We start from the raw sequence: 18,070 nt of genomic DNA, 5'->3' as shown, positions 1-18,070 counted from the left end.
CAAGCCTTTACGGTTGGATCGCCTCTGGATCGAGATGTAACTGCCGACGAGCGGACGTTCCCAATGGCTGCAATGGGCCAGAAGTAGAATACGCGACTGCAGATGTGCCGGGCAACCGATGTCCCAAAAATGTTCATCGAATGTCCCCGCTGCGATTGGCGGCAAGACAATCTGCTGTCTCGCCGCCAAACTGCGGTCCTTGCATTAACGCGCGGCACAATGGTCTCACCCGATCCATCGTGACAAACCGAACTGGTGATTTTTCAGTCCGGGAAATCGCCTAAACGATTCCTATCGCTGCATTATTTACGGTTTTTCCTTGCCGCTTGTGACAATCCATTTGGGGTTTCACAATAAGTGAAGAGTGAGGCATAGTGTTGCCGCAATAGCTCGCCTAAATCATTGAAATCATTCGGCTGGGATTTCTGGATTCCGACTCAAAATTCCGCAATCAGAGGGATAGTTGTTCCGCGAATTTCGGACTTCGCTAGCGCCAAAATGCAAAAAACCCGGCCGTTGCGGGCCGGGTTGATATCCTAGCGATCGTGGGATCGATCTAGACGTTCGGTGGGATCGTCGATCGCAGGTAAAATGACGTACCAACCTGATCTGACCGCAAAGCTGGCTCAACGCCTCGCGTTGCCAGCTCCTGCTTCAAGATTGGCATATGCTTTCCCCGGCTCCGGGCGATTTCGTGGAGCGAAGCATATTGAGCTTTGAACCCTTCGACGGATTGCCGAGGAACGGCAATATAGGGGCATCGATTGATTGGGCTGATAAGGCTCTCGCTCGCGAGCAGCTGGTGCTTAACGAGCGAGCTGAGAACCCGGTCGGTGGTGCCGAGGATGCCTGCGGCTTGTCGGATTGTAAGATTGTCACCGTGTTCACCGCGCGTAAGCCGTTTGATCTCGACCACATCGACCAAGATGGATTGGTAGCCTATCTTGGTGGTCAGCTGACCGACCCACCCCAACTGGTGATCCAGGATCAGTTTTACAATCTCCATGGCTGAGCAGCAGGCACGCTTCGCTGCCGCAGCAATGGCCATCCGGGGCCACTCGGGTACTTCGACCCGTACAGTGTTGGCAAACAAGCGCCTTATGAATTCGTCTAGCTCACGGCGATCGTAGCGCTGATCGCCGAGTTCGAGGCGGTCATGCCCTTCCACGGGCTGGATGAAGCCATGTTCCGCTAGGAGCTTGGTGTGCACGCGTCCGGCATTGATGTAGGTCTCGGCCTGCTTCAGCGTGATTACGTTCTGGAGCAGCTCGATGATCGGCTCGCCTGCTGACAAGGGGAAGGTCACCACGTTGTCGCTGAGGTGGTCGCTATCGGGCGGCAACACGCCTGACGCGCGGAGCACCCTCCTGAGGCGCTTGTGATGGACTCCACTTGCGCGGGTCGCAGTGAAAACCGAGTGCACCCGTCGCTCCTGAACAATTTGCCTGCCGAAGAGCCTGTCGTCCGGACTGACAGGCGCAGTGTCAGCGACAAAGTCGATGACGATGGCTTGCACCGGCCCGTAGTTCGGATCGCCCTTCATCGAATAGAGCCATTTGAACAATTGCCCGAACCAAGCCTGAGGGCCGGCGGCACCTTGCTTGGCGCAACTGCTGGTCGACCAGAGGTCATGCAAGAACGCTCGAATATGGGCAGGGCCGCCGGCGGCAATGGCGTACCCGCGGCTGCCGGTATGTCGCCAGTCCTCTTCGCTCAGATCGCGGATGGGCGCATCGCGCCCGTTATGGTCTACGGCACCGATCACTTCGCAGGTTTTCCAGGCGACGTAGAATGGCAGGCTGTCGAGCCAGCGGGGGCCGGAACCGCCCTTCATGCGCGCTTCAAGATATTGCTCCAACTCCGTTGGATCGCTCGGCTTTGCCTCTTGAGCGAGTGTCGGAATATCGACGACAAGCGGTGCTATTCTCCGGGCAAAATCATGAGTGGCCTGATCATTGCTGACATTGCCCAGCTCCACCAGCCGAACATGATGCTTCAGGCAAACACGGTAATGTTGAAATAGCCAGTCGCTGCGGCCGCTCGCCTGCCATGGGGTGACGCCACCAGCCAAATCTTCTGCCAGGCATCGAGGGCAGGCCATGGCCCGCGCCCGCCGAAGAGAAGATCTGGCGAATGTCTGCCCGCGATAGAGATAATGATCTTGCTCGCGGACGATGGCCTGCTCGAAGAGCTGCTCGACCGGAGCGCCGGAGATAGCGGCGAGCCGGGTCAACGCTGCCTGATCTCCGTCAACGATGTGCTGGTGCTGAAATCCCATATCGAGGGAGAACACGTTGAGGCTCTGGGCGCGGTGCAGGAGTGCCAGCCGCGACAGGAAGCTCGCGGGAGACTCACCGCCCCGCAGCTCCAGCGAAGGATATAGGCCGCTCATGAGCGACCTCCCTTCCTGCGACCGCGACCGCCACGGCGCGGCGGGTCAATCGGCAGGACGGGCTCTATCGGTGGCTCATCGACCAGGACCAGTGAGCAATCGAGATCGGCCCAGTTAGGCGCAACGAAGGGGTTCATCAGCGCGCCGCAGCCGGTTCGGTCTGCGAAGGCCGTAGCGAAGTGCTCGATCGAAAGTGCCTTCTCGTCCAGCAAGGCCAGCTCGATGGCCTCGTGGACCAGCTCGATCGCAATCCCAAAGCGATGCAAAGCGCCGTGAATCAGCCGAGGCGCGATGTGCTCGGCCATGTTTTCGTCAACTGCGAGGCTAGCCACCTCCGCAAGCCCGCAGACAATGCCTTCGACCATCTCATTGTCATCAGGCAGTCTCAGTAGCGGTACGGAGACAAACTGCCCGCGGCGGCGAAGCTCGTCGATTTTGCGCATCTCGGGGATCAAGCTCGGCAAGCCCGAAATAATCAGGCCGACTGGCCAAGACGAGACCATCAGCGTTTTGAAGGTCTTCCTGATATTGTCCATTTGAACGACGTTGGCGTTGTCGGTGAGATTGTGCGTCTCGTCGAAATGGATGATCAACACGCCCGCGACGGGCAAAAGCTCGTGGATACGGGCCCAGATAATGTGATCAGCCATCTCGCGCGCCAGAGGATAGCCAAGCGCTCTGAGCACCTCCCGGCCCAAGGTTTTGAGCGTGCATGGTGCCGGCACGATCACCCTGAGCAAGGGAGAGCGATGCTCTCCCCGACGTTGGAGAATAGGGTGAGTTCGAAAGAGTCGCTCGAGAGATGCGGTCTTTCCGGTTCCTGCTTCCCCGCTGACGAACAGGCACCGCGCCTCATGCCGCGCGTCCGACGCTGGCTCGCCAGGCTGTCGCACGCTCAAGACGGAGCGGACAACCGTATCGACCTTACGCCTGAGCTCGGGATCCCATTCTGTCTCGATATGCTTGTTCTTTAGCTTTTCCCGTGCCGCCAAAACGACTTTTTGCTGGTCCGAAAGCGAAACGCGAAATATCTCAATAAGATCAGAGTTATAGGTCATGCAAATATCAATCCGTAATCTTGAATGAACGGGCTTTGGCTTTGGGGGCCACCGTTGACGGCACAGCGCCATCACCGGTCCCTGTCGGAATCGACGTCTTGAGCAGATTGCCGGCGAGCGGCGCGGCGCCGTCAGCCAGCCGGGCCGGTCGGCCAAACCCGTACCCGAGCTCCTTTTGTGCGTAGTCCAATTCTTCGGTGCTGGGTCGAGTGGAGAGGATGCTCACGCGGGCTGCGGCCGTCCTGCCAAGCTCCCAGGCGCCCTTGACCGCTTTGGCGACGATGTCATCGGCAACCGCCGCCTCTGCCTTGAATCGGCGTCGGAGGTCAGCCTCCGCGTCGCACCAAACCCTAAACGGGACGTCGTCGAAACCTGGCCGCACATTTGGGACCGCGAGCCACCCACCATCATCGAGGCGGACGGAGACATGACCGAGGTCCATATGGCTCATGCGGACTTCGAGGGTGACGTCACCCCGCCGGCGCCGAAATTCCTGCAGCTCACGGCTATTGAAGAAGAGGCCGAACAAGCCGACGCCCTTCGGCGTCAAGCAGCAATCGCGCTGCACACCGAATACGGCGCGACGACGGTGACGGTCAGGCGCCGGGATGATCCCGTAGGCCTTGACCAGCCGTTTCCAGCAGTTCGCGGGTGTCTCCCCCTTTAAACCGGCATGGGCGGTGTTGTGGTAGATGTCGAGCACCCAGCGTGTGATGACGTCGCAAAGCTCCGGCAAGGTCAGGCTGATCCGTGCAACCGGGTCGTAGTCGCCCTTCGCCGCAACCGACTCGAATGTCCGCCCGGTGAACGGACAAAGCGCCTGCACGCCTGCTGTTCGGAAGAATCGCTCGATTCGGCCTCGAAGCGCAGGGATTCCGGCTGGCGGAGCTTCCGCGTCGGCTTCGAGATCAATGATTGCGCGACGAAACCGCAGTGACAGGAACGCGGCTCCTTGATCATGAACAATGCGCTCGGGCGAACCGTAGAAGTCGTCTCGGGACAGCGCACCTGAGGCCAAGGCGAACGGCGCCTTCGGCGTTACCACCATCTCGAGCGTGTCCATCGCAAGATCGGCCGTCGGTGTGAGGCCGAGCTTGAATCCAAGGCATACTCGCGAAGCGCTATCCAGGGCGGCGCAGAGCCAAGGACGCGCCGTTGCGATCTCAGACTTCAGCTTGTCTGAAAGCTTATCGAGAATGCCGAGGTCGACGCAGAGGGTCTGGAGGTTGACGCGCCATTCGTCGATCTCAACGCGCTGAAGTGGTCGCTCCACGTCGACGCCGTTCTGCACCATCGCGAAGCGCTTTTTTGCAGCATCGAGACCATGTCTGCAGGCATAAGTATCGAATTCCGGAAAGGAATTGATCTCCGCCACGAGTCGCTCATAGCTTGGGACTCGAAGCGGCTTCTCACCCGCAGCTAGACGCTTTGGATTCTCCTCGTCGACGATGTGCGCCTTCATCAGGCGATAGATGTCGCGCTTGGTCGGGCGGCTCTCCGACATGTACATCACGGAGAATCGATGCAGGATCTGCCGCTCTGGCAGACCGAGCCGCTCTGTTACCCGGTTGCCTGATCTGAAACGGCGATTTCGGAGCGCAATAGCTCGCCCGCCGCCCTCCAGATGCCATTTCCGCCACTTCCGTAGCGTACGTGGGCTTGGTTCTTTACGTCGGCCGGGAACTTGATCACCGGCCTTCGGCCTGATGACCTCGCCTTCCGCATTACGCTTTGCCGTACGCTTCAACTCCTCATCATGAAGGCGCTGCGCGATGACAGGCCCGATCCGCTTGAGAGATGCGTCCGAAAGAGACGCGTTTTTGGCGATGATTTCCTTTTCCAGCTCTTCGCAAAACCTCGTTCTCCAAAGCACCTCTTCCTGCTGTTCTTCTGGAATCCAACTGACGAGACCATCAACCGAATTCGATCCGGCATATGCTTTGCCCTCGGCAAATGCGCTCCGTTCAAAGCGAAAATCGGGTCTTGACGAAGCCAGCAAGAGATCCCGGTCGGTGAATGTCTCGACCACATCGGGATCGTCGACGCGCTCGAGGATATATCCGTGAGGCAGGCGGCGGCGGCGCTTGTAAGCGATGTTGTTGATGACCAGGCGATCCTGGTACGACAGACTGAAGCGCGGTGTGAATTCAGAGTTCATCACGCCACCTCCTCATTGGTCGAGGAGACCATCAGTTCAATCCTGGCGAGGTATCCGATGCGAGCATTGTCGATGACGCGAACAACGCCCGCGGCGATCAGGCGGATGATCGCCTGGAAGGCCTGACCTTCAAGGCCGCTTGCCTCAACGATCTGCCCGATCGTCGCATACTTATGCTCGGCCAGAAGACGTTTGATGAGTTCGTCGTGCGCCGGGTTCGAGGTGCGAAGCGACCGCTTGAACAAAACCGCGTTATGAACATGGTCTTGCGGGAGGTCGTCGTCGGTGACGAGCTTCACGCCATCGGCGAAGCTGCGCGGCAGCTGCTGCGCGATGAGGCTCAATGTCTGCAGAAAGCGAGTGCGCTTCGCGACCTCCATCGGCTTCACCGCGATCGCGATCTTCTTGCCCGAACGCAGAGTCGCCAGGAAGTCGAAGGTGTGGCGCCTGAGAGTCCCCTCGGCGTCCACCCAGGTCACCGCTGGGGGCTGTTCGCGAAGATCGATGACGTCTGGGTCGGTCGCGCCGGAGTTCAAGTACGAAGGCCGCTGGAAGCGCTGACACGCCGTTCGCCTTACCCGCAACTCGAAACTGATGGAGGTCCCCATGGACTGGAACCGCGTCGAAGGAAACTGGAAGCAGCTGAAGGGCAAGGTCAAGGAGCAGTGGGGCAAGCTGACCGATGACGATCTCGACGTCATCGCCGGCAAGCGCGATCAGCTCGAAGGCAAGATCCAGGAGCGCTACGGCATCGAGAAGGACAAGGTGAAGACTGACGTCGACACCTGGTACAATCGCCAGACATGGTGATCACCGACGGCTGAGCCCCTCGCTGCCCAGCGTGTGCTCGCCGCGTGAGGAAGCCCGGCCCTTTCCAGTGGGCCGGGCTTTCGCGCGTTAAGGGCCGGGCATTGTGTTGAGAGCCTGTGAAGCGGTGAAAACTCTGGCGCACCCAAGCCTGCCTATACCGGCAGAAGATCGACCATCACCGGCGCGTGGTCGCTAGTGTGCTCCCAGCCTCGCGGCGACCGTCGGACCTCCGCGGATTTCAACCGGGGCGCCAAGGTGGGACTAAGCAGGAGGTGGTCGAGGCGAAGGCCGGCGTCGCGTTCGAACGAGTTCCGCCAATACTTCCAAAACGTGTAGATATGCTCTCTGGGATGAAGGTGCCTGATGGCGTCCGTCCAACCTTGATTGACTAGGTCGGCATAAGCTTTTCGGACTTCCGGACGAAAGAGGGCGTCATCTCGCCACCGTTCGGGGGCGTAAACGTCCAGCTCCGTCGGCATGACATTAAAATCGCCTGCGAGCGCGATCGGCACACCGTGCGAGAGAAGCTCGTCTGCATGGCTTAGTAGCCGGTCGAACCAGCGGAGCTTGTATTCGAACTTGGCGCCGGGAGCGGGGTTCCCGTTGGGGAGATAAAGACACCCAATCAGTACGCCGTTGACCGCCGCCTCGATATAGCGGCTATGGCTGTCGTCAGGATCCCCCGGTAATCCTCGGCGCGTCAGGACGGGCGTTTTCCCCTTCGCGAGGATCGCGACGCCATTCCAGCTCTTCTGACCGTGCCAAACCGCCGCGTAGCCGGCTTCCTGCAGTTCGCGCTCGGGAAAGCGGTCATCTGAGCATTTAAGCTCTTGCAGGCACACGACATCAGGATGGTCCTGCTTCAGCCACCGGAGCAGAACGGGCAACCGGCCATTGATGCCGTTCACATTATAGGTCGCGATCTTCAACGAAGGCTCCTCCAACACGATTGTCAGAGGTGCTCGCGCAGGAATGCTTGCGTCCTCGCGATCGCATCGGGCCAGCTCGCCAGAGACAGGCCATGTCCTTCGCCGGGATAGATATGGCTCTGGACAGAGCCCCCATTGCTCTTGACCAGTCTCTCGATGGCTTCGGCGTTGGACACGGGCACCACTCGGTCCGCATCCCCATGCAGAATAAGCGTCGGCGGCAGCGAAGCTCGCTCCAGGGCTGGCGGTAGAAATCCGAAGAGGTCGACGACGGCTTTGATCCTGCGATCGCGCGCCGCAAGAGCCAAGGCCAATGCGCCGCCAAGCGAAAACCCGACAACGGCGAAACGGGCCTGGTGATCGCCCGTGATCGTCTCGATCGCTTCCAGCCAGACCGGGAACTTGCTTTTGATTTCGCCGTAGCGGGCCCGCTGATCGCCGGTGGCCTCGAAGTACCGCGGTAGCAGGACGTTGTAGCCAGCCCCCGCGATCATGTTCGCGGCGAACTGATATCGGCCACTATTCGTCAGACCGTCCGAACCATAGAGGAGGATGACGCTGCCTACAGAGGCGCTCGGACCGAAGCGGTCTACTGCGACGCTCGCCTGAGCGGGGCCAGCGACGATGGTCGCGCCGGCTCCAGCAACGAAATGGCGTCGGTCCATTACTCGGCCGCCTCCGACCATCTCTCTTTGGCTTCAGCGGCCGGGACGATCAGCTTGATCGTATCGTCCTCGAGAGCAACGACGAGCGCCAGGTCGAGGTAATGATGGGCTCCTCCCGACTCGGGATCATTCTTCTTCAGCTTGATGAGCTGGCCACTCAAAGAATCGACGGTTCCAACATGTCCTTCGTCGGAGCCTATGACACGCTGGCCTTCCTTGATTTGCTCTACGAACATCATGTGTTGCTCTCCTTCCGAACGTCACGGAACGGCAACGGACCGTCTGGCACCGAAGTTCCAATGTGCCGAGGTGGCGACGACACACAGGATTGAGAGCTGGCCTGGCGACGGCACAGCGGGTCGATTTCGCGCAGTTCGTCACATGTCAGCCGAGAGGCAAGACCGCCATTTGCGCACATCAAGTGATGCTGGTGTTCGCCCAGAGGCGGAGCATCGGACCCTCATCCCCCAGAACCGGATCTTTGGGTGGAAAGCTCAAGAGGGCGATCCTCTGTTTCATCGCAGGCGACGCCTCCTCGCGAACGATGTCTCCAGCCTGGCCGGGCGGGTATGCGCCGACCACGAGGAAATCTTCACTCTGCTTGAGGCGTCGATGCCCAGTCCCTGCGGGCAGCACGAAGACATCGCCAGCTTCTGCCCTGATCTCCCGGCCGTCGTCTCCGCCAAGAACCAGTTCGGCCGATCCGGCTGCTATATCGAGAACCTCATGACCCTGCGCGTGATAGTGCTCGAAATCGAAAATCCCATCTCGCCACTGTGGCGGCCATCCGTTGTCTTGAAAGCGCTTCTCCATGAACGTTGCGAGGTCACTGGTCGCCGTAGGATCGAACGCCTTTTCGTAGATCAGGACCGGCAAGCGTAGATTGTTCGGAACGAAGCCCCGCGGCTCGAAATGCAAGGCGGTTACCGTCGCGCGCGTCATGGGAGCATCTCCGAGATGCTTCCTGAACTCCGCCCTACCATCGGACGTTCCGTTGTTCTGAGCCGCGTATCAGGGCAGGCCGCAGACGCCACAATGGCGCCAACCAGTGTGTAGGCCGGGAAGAAGCAGCTCGCTGAGTGTCTAGCTTCGGAAAGAGCCGACAAGCTCCAGGGCTCGGCCCACGCGTCTAGGGCCGGCGGGTCCGGGTCTCTGCCAGAAAGCGCTGAACCGCCTTGTTCGCCATCTCCTGCGTGTCCTCCGTGCCCAATGCTACAGAGGCGATGACAAACTTCATGCGCTGGCTTTGTCGCTCGCGATCATCCGGCGGCACACCTTGCTCAACATAGCTCCACGCTGTTTCCCATGCCGAGGTCGCCCGTGCGATCGCATCTGCATCCTCGAGAATGGCGAAGGGGTTCGGATCAGTCGATCGGAGCATGAGCTTAAAGGTCCCAAACTTGAGAGGCGTACCAGGCCGTTACGGCCACCGCCATCATCCCAACCACCACGAAAACCGGCTCATCCATTGCCCGCTCCGCAACCCGCGGGCCTATACGCGCTAGGCTAAAAATGGTTCCGCACCTGGAGGAGGTTAGAGGGGAAAAGCGCGTCGGAACTCGACGTGCCCCTTGTCGATTGATCTGCGAGACGGGAGAGACAGATGGCAGACGACAAGACAAATCGAGGCCCTCAAGACCGCTCGCGGATCAATCTGAGCGAGGACTACGAGGTTCGCTATTGGACCGACAAGTTGGGGGTATCGAAAACTCAGCTTGAAGAGGCTGTAAGCGAGGTTGGTCCTTCTGCGGAGGCCGTTGAAACCGAGCTGCGCCGGTCGACGCTCGCCAGCGGACCGAAACAGTGAGCGCGACAATCCAGATTCACCGCGACGGCGACGAGTGGATCATCGATGACGGCTCGGCTCGCATTCGTATGACCAAGCCGGCGGTCGGCATTGTCGAACGCCTCGTCGATCAGTGGGGGGCAAGAAAAGCGCTCGCGTCCCCGATGCAGCTCGATCGGTGTCGCCCAAACGGCCGAGGCGCGCGGAGGGAGTGTCATGACAGCAAGGACGCATAACTACCAGGTTCTCGAAATCACCAAGCTCGTGGTCAGCCCCAACGGCGGCGATAGCGCTGTCATTGCCATGCATTGCGCCGGTGGGCAGCGTGTGCAGCTCGTCCTGGCTCCCCAACCGCTGGCACAGCTCGAGGGTCTGCTGGACCGCGCCAATCTGGAGCAGATGGAGCATCAGCAAATCCACTGATGACGGACGGAAGAGGGGACCAGCCGCGGCCAGTCCCCTCCGGCAGGCGCGACACTGACGGGCCCACGTACCCAAGCCGTCGAGCCGCCGACGCAAGGAGCGCAGAATGGGTCCTTTCGAGCCAATCGCCAATGGTCGCGAGCTCGTCCTTCGCATGAACGCGGCGTTCCCCGGTCGCGAGTGGCGCAATGCTGATGGCCACCCCGGTTGTCCTCGCGACTATGTCGAGTGGCGTCTCCAGGAGGACGTGGTCCCTCCCGAAGCGATCCTCACGGCCGCCGGGAAACTTCTCGCGGAAGCGGAGCTCGCTCGTGATGGAGGAGGCGCTAGCCTGTCGTGCTTTGATGTCTAAGATCCGAACCTACGATGACCTCGCTCGCGCGCTAAAACGCTTTGAGGAGCTCTTCGGTGCGCCCGACGGTACTGCAGAAGCGAGCGAGTTCCGCGAGGTTTCGAGCAGCCTCAGGTTCTTTGAGGACCAGATTGCTGCCCGGATTGCCGCGAGAAAGCTTGCAGCCGGCACGATTTTGGACAGCTTGCCTCGCAAATGTCCTCTCCCAGCAAATCTTCCCTGAAAGCATTCTTTCGGACTGGCGGAACATGCCCAGTGCCGGCCAGTTCGGTCTTCACGAAGGCCACCCCACGAACCGGGAGAACGATATGGGCGAGCGCACCCTCAGCGACATCGCGGAAAAGATGAAAGACATCGACTTCTGCATGCTCACGACCGTGACCGACGATGGGAAGCTTTCAAGCCGCCCGATGAGCAATAACCGCGACGTCGATTATGACGGGGATTCTTGGTTCTTTGCTTACGATGATGCCCGGTTCATCCAGGATGTCCGAGCCAACGACCGAGTGGGGCTGACGTTCGCCGGCGATAGGAGCCTGCTGGGCAAGCCCGGTATTTTCATCGCGGTCGAGGGCAAGGCGAGCTTGATCACAGACCGCCTCGCTTTTGAGGAGCACTGGATCGACGACATGGAGCGTTGGTTTCCCCAAGGGATCGAGACCCCCGGCATCGTATTGCTGAATGTGCGTGCGTCCCGGGTGCATTACTGGGATGCCGACGAGGAGGGGGAAATCAAGATCTGACGAGTATTAGGTTGGTGGCGGTCGAACGTCGTTCGCCGCGCCACCTCGCACCGATCGGCCGTGGGGCGGAATTTATCTCGGAGCGCAAGGCTCGGGAAACGTTTGATGTCGGATCGGAGATAATCGCGGCATCAAAGACCTGACCGATCCGAGCGAAGAGCCCCGACGAGCCGCTTCTCGCCCATAGCGAACGACGATGACCGAGCTCGCACGCACGAATTGGAAGCGCTTCCCCTTCGGCGCATCACGAAAGGGTTCGGCCTCGACGTTTCGATTATGGGCGCCCGCGCTTTCTGACGTCCAGATCGAGATCGGCGGCGAAGGTAGAAGCGTTGCTATGGTCGCGATCGGCGACGGCTGGTTTGAGCACGATGACGACCTGCCGTTCGGAACGCGATATCGCTACCGGTCGCAAAATGGGCTAACCTTTCCCGATCCCGCCTCGCGGAGCCAGGACGGCGGGGTTCATGGTTGGAGCGTCCTGACCGACCCGACTTCCTATTCCTGGCGCTCTGCGGATTGGTGCGGCCGGCCCTGGCGCGAAACCGTTCTGTACGAAATCCATCCCGGGCTCGTCGGTGGCTTTGCCGGGGTCGCAAATGAACTGCCTCGTCTCGCCGATCTCGGCATCACCGCAATCGAGCTCATGCCGATCGCCGATTTTCCAGGCGAGCGGTCATGGGGCTATGACGGCGTCCTGCCCTTCGCGCCCGCCTCTGCCTACGGCTCGCCCGATGACCTGAAGCGACTGGTGGACCGGGCGCATGAACTCGGCCTCGCCGTTCATCTCGACGTCGTGTTCAATCATTTCGGTCCGGATGGCTGCTATCTGCACGCCTACGCACCCCCATTCTTCCGGGCGGGCAGCCACACACCCTGGGGCGCGGCGATCGACTTCGAACGTCCGGAGGTGCGCGCCTATTTCATCGCCTGCGCGGTGCAGTGGCTCGATGAATATCGTTTCGATGGGCTGCGGCTCGATGCCGTCCACGCCATTCCCTCGCTCGATTTCCTGCTGGATTTCGAGCGTGAGGTCCGTCGTGCCATCCCGGCCGAGCGCATGATTGCGCTGGTGGTCGAAAACGATGCCAATGATTCCAGGTTGCTGTCGCGTTTCGACGCGCAATGGAACGACGATTTCCATCACGCGGTCCATATCCTGCTGACGGGGGAGGTTGCGACCTACTACGGCAGCTTTGCCGCCGAGCCTGCCCGCCATCTGGCGCGCGTGCTGGCGGAAGGCTTCGCGTTCCAGGGCGAAGTCGCCTCCTTCAGCGGCGAGCCGCGCGGCCGGCCAAGTGGGCATCTCGCACCGTCGCGCTTCGTCAACTGCCTTCAGAATCACGACCAGATCGGCAATCGCCTGTTCGGTGAGCGCCTGCTGGCGCTGGCCGATCCCGCCGCACTCCGCGCCGCCGTCGCGCTCCTGCTATTGACCCCGCAGGTTCCGCTGATCTTCATGGGAGAGGAATACGGCAGCCGCACGCCTTTCCTTTATTTCACCGATCATCACGAGGAGCTGGCCCAGGCCGTGCGGGAGGGGCGCAGGCGAGAATTCGCTCATGCCGACCCCGACGGAGACCGAAGGCTTTTTGATCCCAATGCCGAGGAGACCTTTGCGGCGAGTCGGCCGGCCGGCGGCGAGGACGGTGCGGAATGGAATGCGCTGTATCGCGGTCTCATCGCGCTGCGGCAGGAGCGGATCGTGCCCCATCTCGATAGCTGTCGCAGCATGGGCGCGGTCGCCATCGGAGCGCAGGCCGTCAGGGCATCATGGGGGCTGGGCGGCGGAACGCTGACGCTTCTGGTGAATTTCGATGAAGCGCCCGTCACCGACACGCGACCCAAAGGCGCGGAAATCTTCGCCCTGGGTGACGCGGAGCAGCGCGCTAATGGGTTGCGGCTCGGCGCGCGGTCGTTCCGGGCATTTCTCTCGCACGGCTCGTGACCGTTCAGCGATCGGCGAGCAGCACGCGGCAGCCGAGCCCCTGATCGGCGAGTGCGACGCGGTCGCCCGTGATGGGCGCTCCCATCAGCGCCCGCCAGTCACCGGATGCGCCCGGCAGGGCTACGGCCGTATCGGCCCACCATCCTGCTCGCAGCGCAAGCCCGTCATCGACGCCGGCAGGGGAGGAAGTCGGCACAACCACGGCAAGAATCTGCGTCTCGGTCTTCCGGCAGAAAGCGATCAGATTCTCGGCCCGCGGCCCCTGCACCGCCAAGGGCCCGTAGGTGGCTTGGCGGAACAATGCTGGATGGTCCCGCCGCGCTGCGAGGAGGCGCCGGAGGACAGCTTGCTTGATCCGGCCGTTCTTCCAATCCATGCGGAGACGGTCTTCCGCGGCGCCGTCTGCCAGCGCCTTCTGTCGGGCCGCGAAATCCACGGGGCGACGGTTGTCGGGATCGACCATGCTCAAGTCCCAGAACTCGCAGCCCTGATAGATGTCGGGGATGCCGGCAACGGTGCATTGAAGGATGACCTGTGCCAAGCCGTTCAGGGCGCTGGCCGGTCCGATATGCGCGAGAAATTGCTCCAGTGCATCGTGGAAGCGTCCGTTGCCCTGCCGATCGAGCAAGGCACGCAGGAAATCCTCCGACAGCTGCTCATAGGCCTCGTTCGGGGCGGCCCAGCCGGTTCGCAGCTTCGCCTCGCGCAAAGCCTTGCGCCACCAGCCGCCGATGCGATCGGCGTAATCGCCGGCCTCTTCCTCCAGTGGCCAGGTGCCGATCAGCATCTGGTAGAGCATGTATTCGTCCCCGCGATCGAGCCCTTCCGGTCGGATCGGGTCGTTGATCGCGAACCAGCCTTGCACCTCGTCCGTCCAGGATTGCGGGTCCCGGCTGATCGTCGCGAGGCGGGCGCGGACATCGGCTCCGCGCTTGTGATCATGCGTCGACAAGGCAAGCATGGCTCCCGGCTGGAGACGCGCCCGCTCGGCCATCGCCTGGTGGAAGTCCGATCCGGACAGCGAAAACCGCGCCGCATCGAAGCCGACATCGTTACGCGAGAGCAGGCGGCCATAGCGATAGTACGCGGTATCCTCGACGCTGCGCGCGGCAAGCGGCGAGGTGAGCTGGTTGAAGCGGCGGATCACCGCGCGCCGCGCAGTCTGCTCCAATGCGGCGTCCGTTCCGGCCATGACGGCCACCACGAAATCGATCGCCAGCAGCTCCGCCTGGGGTTGCGCGCGCGCCGCGGCCACGGCGTCGTCGAAGCCGAGCCCGGGATCCTCCGGGGCGGAGGCGCCGGTGAGGTAGGTCCGGTAGCAGTGCATGTTGCACGCGATCGCCGCGACGGCTCGTTTCATGGCGCCCCGCGGGATGTCCGACACGCGGCCGGCGGCTTGCGCCAGCGTCATCAGGCGGCCCGTGATCGCCTCCAGCTGTCCGTCGAAAGCATGTTCGAGCACCTCGCGACGTGCCGCGAGCTCCTCGTCGGCGAAGCTGGCGGGCCGGCCGCTGAACTCCGACCAGAACAGGCCGAGGCGGTTCTCGTCGTCCGCCGCGTGGAGAACCGCGCTGGCCTGGTCCATAAAGTCGTAGCCCGTCGTTCCGTTGGCTTTCCAACCGGTGGGGAGGGTTTCGCCGGAAGCCAGGATTTTCTCCACCACGATCCAGGCCGGGCCGGATGCAGCCCAGTCCGGGCGTCGGGGAGCCAGCGCCGCAAGCCTCGCTCGCAGCGCCACGCAATAGCCGGCAGGATCGGCCAACCCATCGACGTGATCGATCCGGAGGCCATCGATCCAGCCCTCCTCGTAGAGCGAGAAAGCGATGCGATGAGCTGCGTCGAAGGCGTCCGGGCGCTCCATCCGCATGCCGGCGAGCTGGGTGATATCGAAGAAGCGGCGCCAGTTCAGGCGATCGCCGGCATTGCGCCAGTAGTCGAGATGGAAATGCTGACGCTCAAGCAGGGTGCGCAAGGCCTCGGGCCCGCGCCGCGTTTCCGCGAGATCAGCGCGAAGCTCCGCATCGTCCTCCGGCCGGATCGGAAAGAGGTGCTCGCCATAGCGCAGCGCGAAACCGTCGCGCTCCGGATCGTCGACCAGCGCGAACTGTCCCGCTGCGAGCGCCTCGTCGAAAGGCTCTCCGAGGAAGGGCGCGTGGATCCGTCCGTCGAGCAGCGGGTCGGCCTCGTCAAAATCGATGTCGAACCAGCCCGCATAGCGGCTGCCGCGTCCGTATTTCAGCAGATCGAGCCACATCGCATTGTCGTCTCCGCCGACGGCGACATGGTTTGGCACGATGTCGAGAACGATGCCGATACCTTCGGCGCGGAGGGCCCGGGCCATGGCCCGGAAGCCGTCCAAGCCGCCAAGCTCCGGATTGACCGCGTCATAGCTGATGACGTCGTAGCCATGCACGGAGCCGGCACGGGCGGCAAGGATCGGAGAGGAATAGACATGGCTGATCCCGAGCTCGCGCAGGTACCCGGCCAACGCCGCTCCGGCTGCGAAAGGGAAACCTTTGTGGAACTGCAGCCGATAGGTGGCCAGCACCGGATGTGCCTGCGTCACGATACCCCCGTTTCTGCCGGCTGATCCGCGCCGCCGCCTCCATCCCAACGCGGTTTCGAGGCTTGAGGTTTCGCGTCTCCGCGATCATCAGCGAAGCCTTCGGGATGGTGCGTCGGAACACCGCATGGAGGCCTGGGAACAGCGCACTCAAAGGCGCGTTCAGCCGCCGGAGGTGAACCATGCAAGTTGCTCCGATCCGGTCCCCGATCGACATGCTGCGCGCGCAGTCCCGTTTGAAGCTGCTGGGGGTCTGCACGCCCGGCACTGCCGACGAGATCGAGAGCGCCGCGCTTCGCGATGCCATCGAGCATTATCGCTGCGTCACGCAAACGCCGGACATCTCTCGACGTTCTCCGGGGATCGTCAGACCGCCGCACGGCTGAAGGGTCAGCCGGAGCGATCGGCCCCCAGTGGCGCCAATCGATCACGGAGATGGCCGCCGTCGAGGGCCTGAGCGGCGTCGCCGGCAAGGCGGTGCCGCCAGTTGGGTTTCTCGAACGTCGTGCCCGGGACATTAGGCTGGACGCGCAGGCCGAGCGCATCCTCGATCGGCATGATCTTCAGCGTGCAAGGCGTCGCGCCGACATAGCGGATCGCCGCATCGACCACAGGGTCGGTATCCTCCGGTGCGGGACGCTCACCTTCAGCGAGGCCGGCATCCCTGAACGCGTCCCAGAGCACGCCGCGGTCCCAGGCCCTGAAATCCTCGGCCTCGCGGGTATCGCTGGGGGCGTCGAGATCGGAGCCGGCCCACCAGCCGGCGACGGGTACGAGGTCATGGGTGCTGGTCAGCGCCACCGCATTGCTGTCCCAATCCCAGGGGCGGACATAGCCGTGCTGGGTCCGCTCGAAACGGAGGACGCGCAGGCCCGCCACACCCTGCTCGCGCAGGTCGTCGCGGAAGCCGTAGGGAAGGGTGCCGAGGTCTTCGCCGATGACGATGGCACGGTGGCGCCAGGATTCCAGCGCGATCAGGCGGAACAGCGTCTCGGAGGGGAAACTGACATAGGCGCCGTCGAGCGCGCCGGCTTCGTCCGGAATCAGCCAGAGACGGTTCATGCCCATGACATGGTCGATGCGGATGCCCCCGACATGACGCAGGCTCGCCCGCAGCGTCTCGATGAAAGGGGAATAGCCGCTGGCCGCGAGGCCACGCGGCGAGAAGGTCGTCAGCGCCCAGTTCTGACCATCGGCGGCATAATAGTCCGGCGGCGCGCCGATGCTCAGCCCGTGCAGTATTTCATCCTGCCGGCTCCAGGTATGGCTGCCGGCGCCATCCATGCCGATGGCGAGATCGGCGATGAGGCCGACCGTCATGCCGGCCTCCCGGCAGGCGCGCTGCGCGGCGCCATAGGACAGGCTTGTCAGCCATTGCAGGAAGAGCTGATAGCGGACGTCGCCGGCATGGGCTTCGGCGAAAGCGGCAACCTGCGGGCTGTCCGGATCGCGATAGCCGGGCTGCCAGTTCCGCCAGGATCGCAAGGTCGGATCGCGCCCGAGCTCGGCCGCGTGCAGCACCTCGAAGATCGCGTGGGAGCGTAGCAGGGGCGAAGCTTCCCCGGCATAACGCTCGAAGGCGCTGCGGCTTTCTCCAGTCCGGTCCAACACATCGAAGAGGGCACGCAGGAAGCGCTGCCGCAGCGGCGTCGCCGCCAGCCAGTCGATCTGGTCGAGCCGCGATAGCCGTTCCATCTCCTCGGCAAGGCCTGCCTGCGCGGCGATGCTGCGGATCAGGTCGATCGAAAACGCCACGGCCGGGTCGGCGTGCAGCGGATTGTAGAAGAGCCGTGTCGAAGGCGAATAGGGGCTGAACTGGGCGGGCAGCGCTCCGTAGAGCGCATGGACCGGGCTGATCGCCAGAGCGTCCGCCCCGAGGCCGGCGGCGGCCCGGCCCAATGCGGCCACGCCCGCGAAGTTGCCGATGCCGCCATCATCGGCGCTACGCAGGGAGTAGATCTGCGCGGCAAGGCCCCAGCCGGTCCGGCCTCCTGACAGATCGGAAAAGGTGATGCAGCGCGCCGGGGCGACTGCAAGCGTGACGGCCATGCCGCCGATCCGGAGGGTATGGTAGCCGGGCTCGTCGAAGGGAGACAGGACGAGGCAGTCTCCCGTTCGCTCCGCTCTGAGAATGCGGCGCGTTCCGTTCTGCAGAACCGCTTCGATATCGCTTTCGCCGCCCCCGGCGACGGGCAACTCGACCGGCTGCCCGACCCGCGCGGTCAGAAGGGGCGACGGACCTG

At 62.5% G+C, this 18,070-nt stretch carries 16 protein-coding genes and 1 pseudogene; 6 read left to right on the top strand and 11 right to left on the bottom strand.

The window, feature by feature from the left end:
- Positions 1–556 precede the first annotated feature (556 nt).
- The 4 genes from ACFJGT_RS11760 to ACFJGT_RS11745 are packed head-to-tail and all read right to left on the bottom strand — an operon-like array spanning position 557 to position 6,216.
- The gene (locus tag ACFJGT_RS11760; protein ID WP_377848685.1) at positions 557–2,392 is read right to left on the bottom strand and encodes a TniQ family protein; all 1,836 of its coding nucleotides are present in this window, start codon (positions 2,390–2,392) and stop codon (positions 557–559) included.
- Positions 2,389–3,450: an ATP-binding protein gene (locus ACFJGT_RS11755; protein WP_377848684.1), complete on the bottom strand. Its 1,062-nt coding sequence runs from the start codon at positions 3,448–3,450 to the stop codon at positions 2,389–2,391. The genes ACFJGT_RS11760 and ACFJGT_RS11755 overlap by 4 nt, the downstream gene beginning before the upstream one ends.
- 7 nt (positions 3,451–3,457) lie before the next feature.
- Complete coding sequence (locus ACFJGT_RS11750) at positions 3,458–5,608, bottom strand: hypothetical protein (RefSeq protein WP_377848683.1); 2,151 nt, start codon at positions 5,606–5,608, stop codon at positions 3,458–3,460.
- On the bottom strand, positions 5,608–6,216 hold the full coding sequence (locus ACFJGT_RS11745) for a TnsA endonuclease N-terminal domain-containing protein (RefSeq protein ID WP_377848682.1): 609 nt from the start codon (positions 6,214–6,216) through the stop codon (positions 5,608–5,610). Before ACFJGT_RS11745 ends, ACFJGT_RS11750 begins: the two co-directional genes overlap by 1 nt.
- Here ACFJGT_RS11745 and ACFJGT_RS11740 point away from each other — a divergent pair.
- The gene (locus ACFJGT_RS11740; protein ID WP_061966307.1) at positions 6,215–6,418 is read left to right on the top strand and encodes a CsbD family protein; all 204 of its coding nucleotides are present in this window, start codon (positions 6,215–6,217) and stop codon (positions 6,416–6,418) included. The two genes, ACFJGT_RS11745 and ACFJGT_RS11740, sit on opposite strands and share 2 nt — an antisense overlap.
- Before the next feature lie 152 nt (positions 6,419–6,570).
- Here the strand turns inward: ACFJGT_RS11740 and xth are convergent, their stop codons facing one another.
- The 5 genes from xth to ACFJGT_RS11715 all read right to left on the bottom strand — a co-directional run bounded on the left by xth (position 6,571) and on the right by ACFJGT_RS11715 (position 9,393).
- A complete protein-coding gene (xth, locus tag ACFJGT_RS11735) occupies positions 6,571–7,347 on the bottom strand; it encodes an exodeoxyribonuclease III (protein WP_377848681.1) in 777 nt (258 codons plus the stop codon).
- Between the two features lie 23 nt (positions 7,348–7,370).
- Positions 7,371–8,012, bottom strand: a complete 642-nt coding sequence (locus ACFJGT_RS11730; protein ID WP_377848680.1) for a dienelactone hydrolase family protein — start codon at positions 8,010–8,012, stop codon at positions 7,371–7,373.
- Complete coding sequence (locus ACFJGT_RS11725) at positions 8,012–8,251, bottom strand: DUF2171 domain-containing protein (protein ID WP_377848679.1); 240 nt, start codon at positions 8,249–8,251, stop codon at positions 8,012–8,014. The genes ACFJGT_RS11730 and ACFJGT_RS11725 overlap by 1 nt, the downstream gene beginning before the upstream one ends.
- 178 nt (positions 8,252–8,429) lie before the next feature.
- Positions 8,430–8,954 carry a cupin gene (locus ACFJGT_RS11720; RefSeq protein WP_377848678.1) on the bottom strand — a complete coding sequence of 175 codons (525 nt, stop codon included), beginning with the start codon at positions 8,952–8,954 and terminating at the stop codon, positions 8,430–8,432.
- A 187-nt stretch (positions 8,955–9,141) separates the two neighbouring features.
- Positions 9,142–9,393, bottom strand: a complete 252-nt coding sequence (locus ACFJGT_RS11715; RefSeq protein ID WP_377848677.1) for a hypothetical protein — start codon at positions 9,391–9,393, stop codon at positions 9,142–9,144.
- A gap of 222 nt (positions 9,394–9,615) precedes the next feature.
- Here ACFJGT_RS11715 and ACFJGT_RS11710 point away from each other — a divergent pair, with 222 nt between their 5' ends.
- From ACFJGT_RS11710 to treZ, 4 genes are all read left to right on the top strand, one after another.
- Entirely contained in the window at positions 9,616–9,819 is a 204-nt protein-coding gene (locus ACFJGT_RS11710; protein ID WP_377848676.1) for a DUF3606 domain-containing protein, read from the top strand.
- A gap of 195 nt (positions 9,820–10,014) precedes the next feature.
- Positions 10,015–10,221 (top strand): hypothetical protein, encoded by a 207-nt coding sequence (locus tag ACFJGT_RS11705; RefSeq protein ID WP_377848675.1) that lies wholly within the window; start codon positions 10,015–10,017, stop codon positions 10,219–10,221.
- A gap of 660 nt (positions 10,222–10,881) precedes the next feature.
- A complete protein-coding gene (locus ACFJGT_RS11700; protein WP_377848674.1) occupies positions 10,882–11,316 on the top strand; it encodes a pyridoxamine 5'-phosphate oxidase family protein in 435 nt (144 codons plus the stop codon).
- A gap of 196 nt (positions 11,317–11,512) precedes the next feature.
- A complete protein-coding gene (treZ, locus tag ACFJGT_RS11695; RefSeq protein WP_377848673.1) occupies positions 11,513–13,264 on the top strand; it encodes a malto-oligosyltrehalose trehalohydrolase in 1,752 nt (583 codons plus the stop codon).
- Positions 13,265–13,268: 4 nt separating this feature from the next.
- Here treZ and treY read toward each other — a convergent pair whose 3' ends face one another.
- A complete protein-coding gene (gene treY / locus ACFJGT_RS11690; RefSeq protein WP_377848970.1) occupies positions 13,269–15,812 on the bottom strand; it encodes a malto-oligosyltrehalose synthase in 2,544 nt (847 codons plus the stop codon).
- Between the two features lie 197 nt (positions 15,813–16,009).
- Between treY and ACFJGT_RS11685 the strand changes: the two genes are divergently transcribed.
- Complete coding sequence (locus ACFJGT_RS11685; RefSeq protein ID WP_377848672.1) at positions 16,010–16,213, top strand: hypothetical protein; 204 nt, start codon at positions 16,010–16,012, stop codon at positions 16,211–16,213.
- Positions 16,214–16,217: 4 nt separating this feature from the next.
- Here the strand turns inward: ACFJGT_RS11685 and malQ are convergent.
- Positions 16,218–17,891, bottom strand: a pseudogene (gene malQ / locus ACFJGT_RS11680) (4-alpha-glucanotransferase); the annotation flags it as partial.
- Positions 17,892–18,070 lie beyond the last annotated feature (179 nt).

This window comes from Allobosea sp. UC22_33 (assembly GCF_042700715.1).
Lineage (GTDB): Bacteria > Pseudomonadota > Alphaproteobacteria > Rhizobiales > Beijerinckiaceae > Allobosea.
This window is presented reverse-complemented; position numbering and strand designations above follow the sequence as displayed.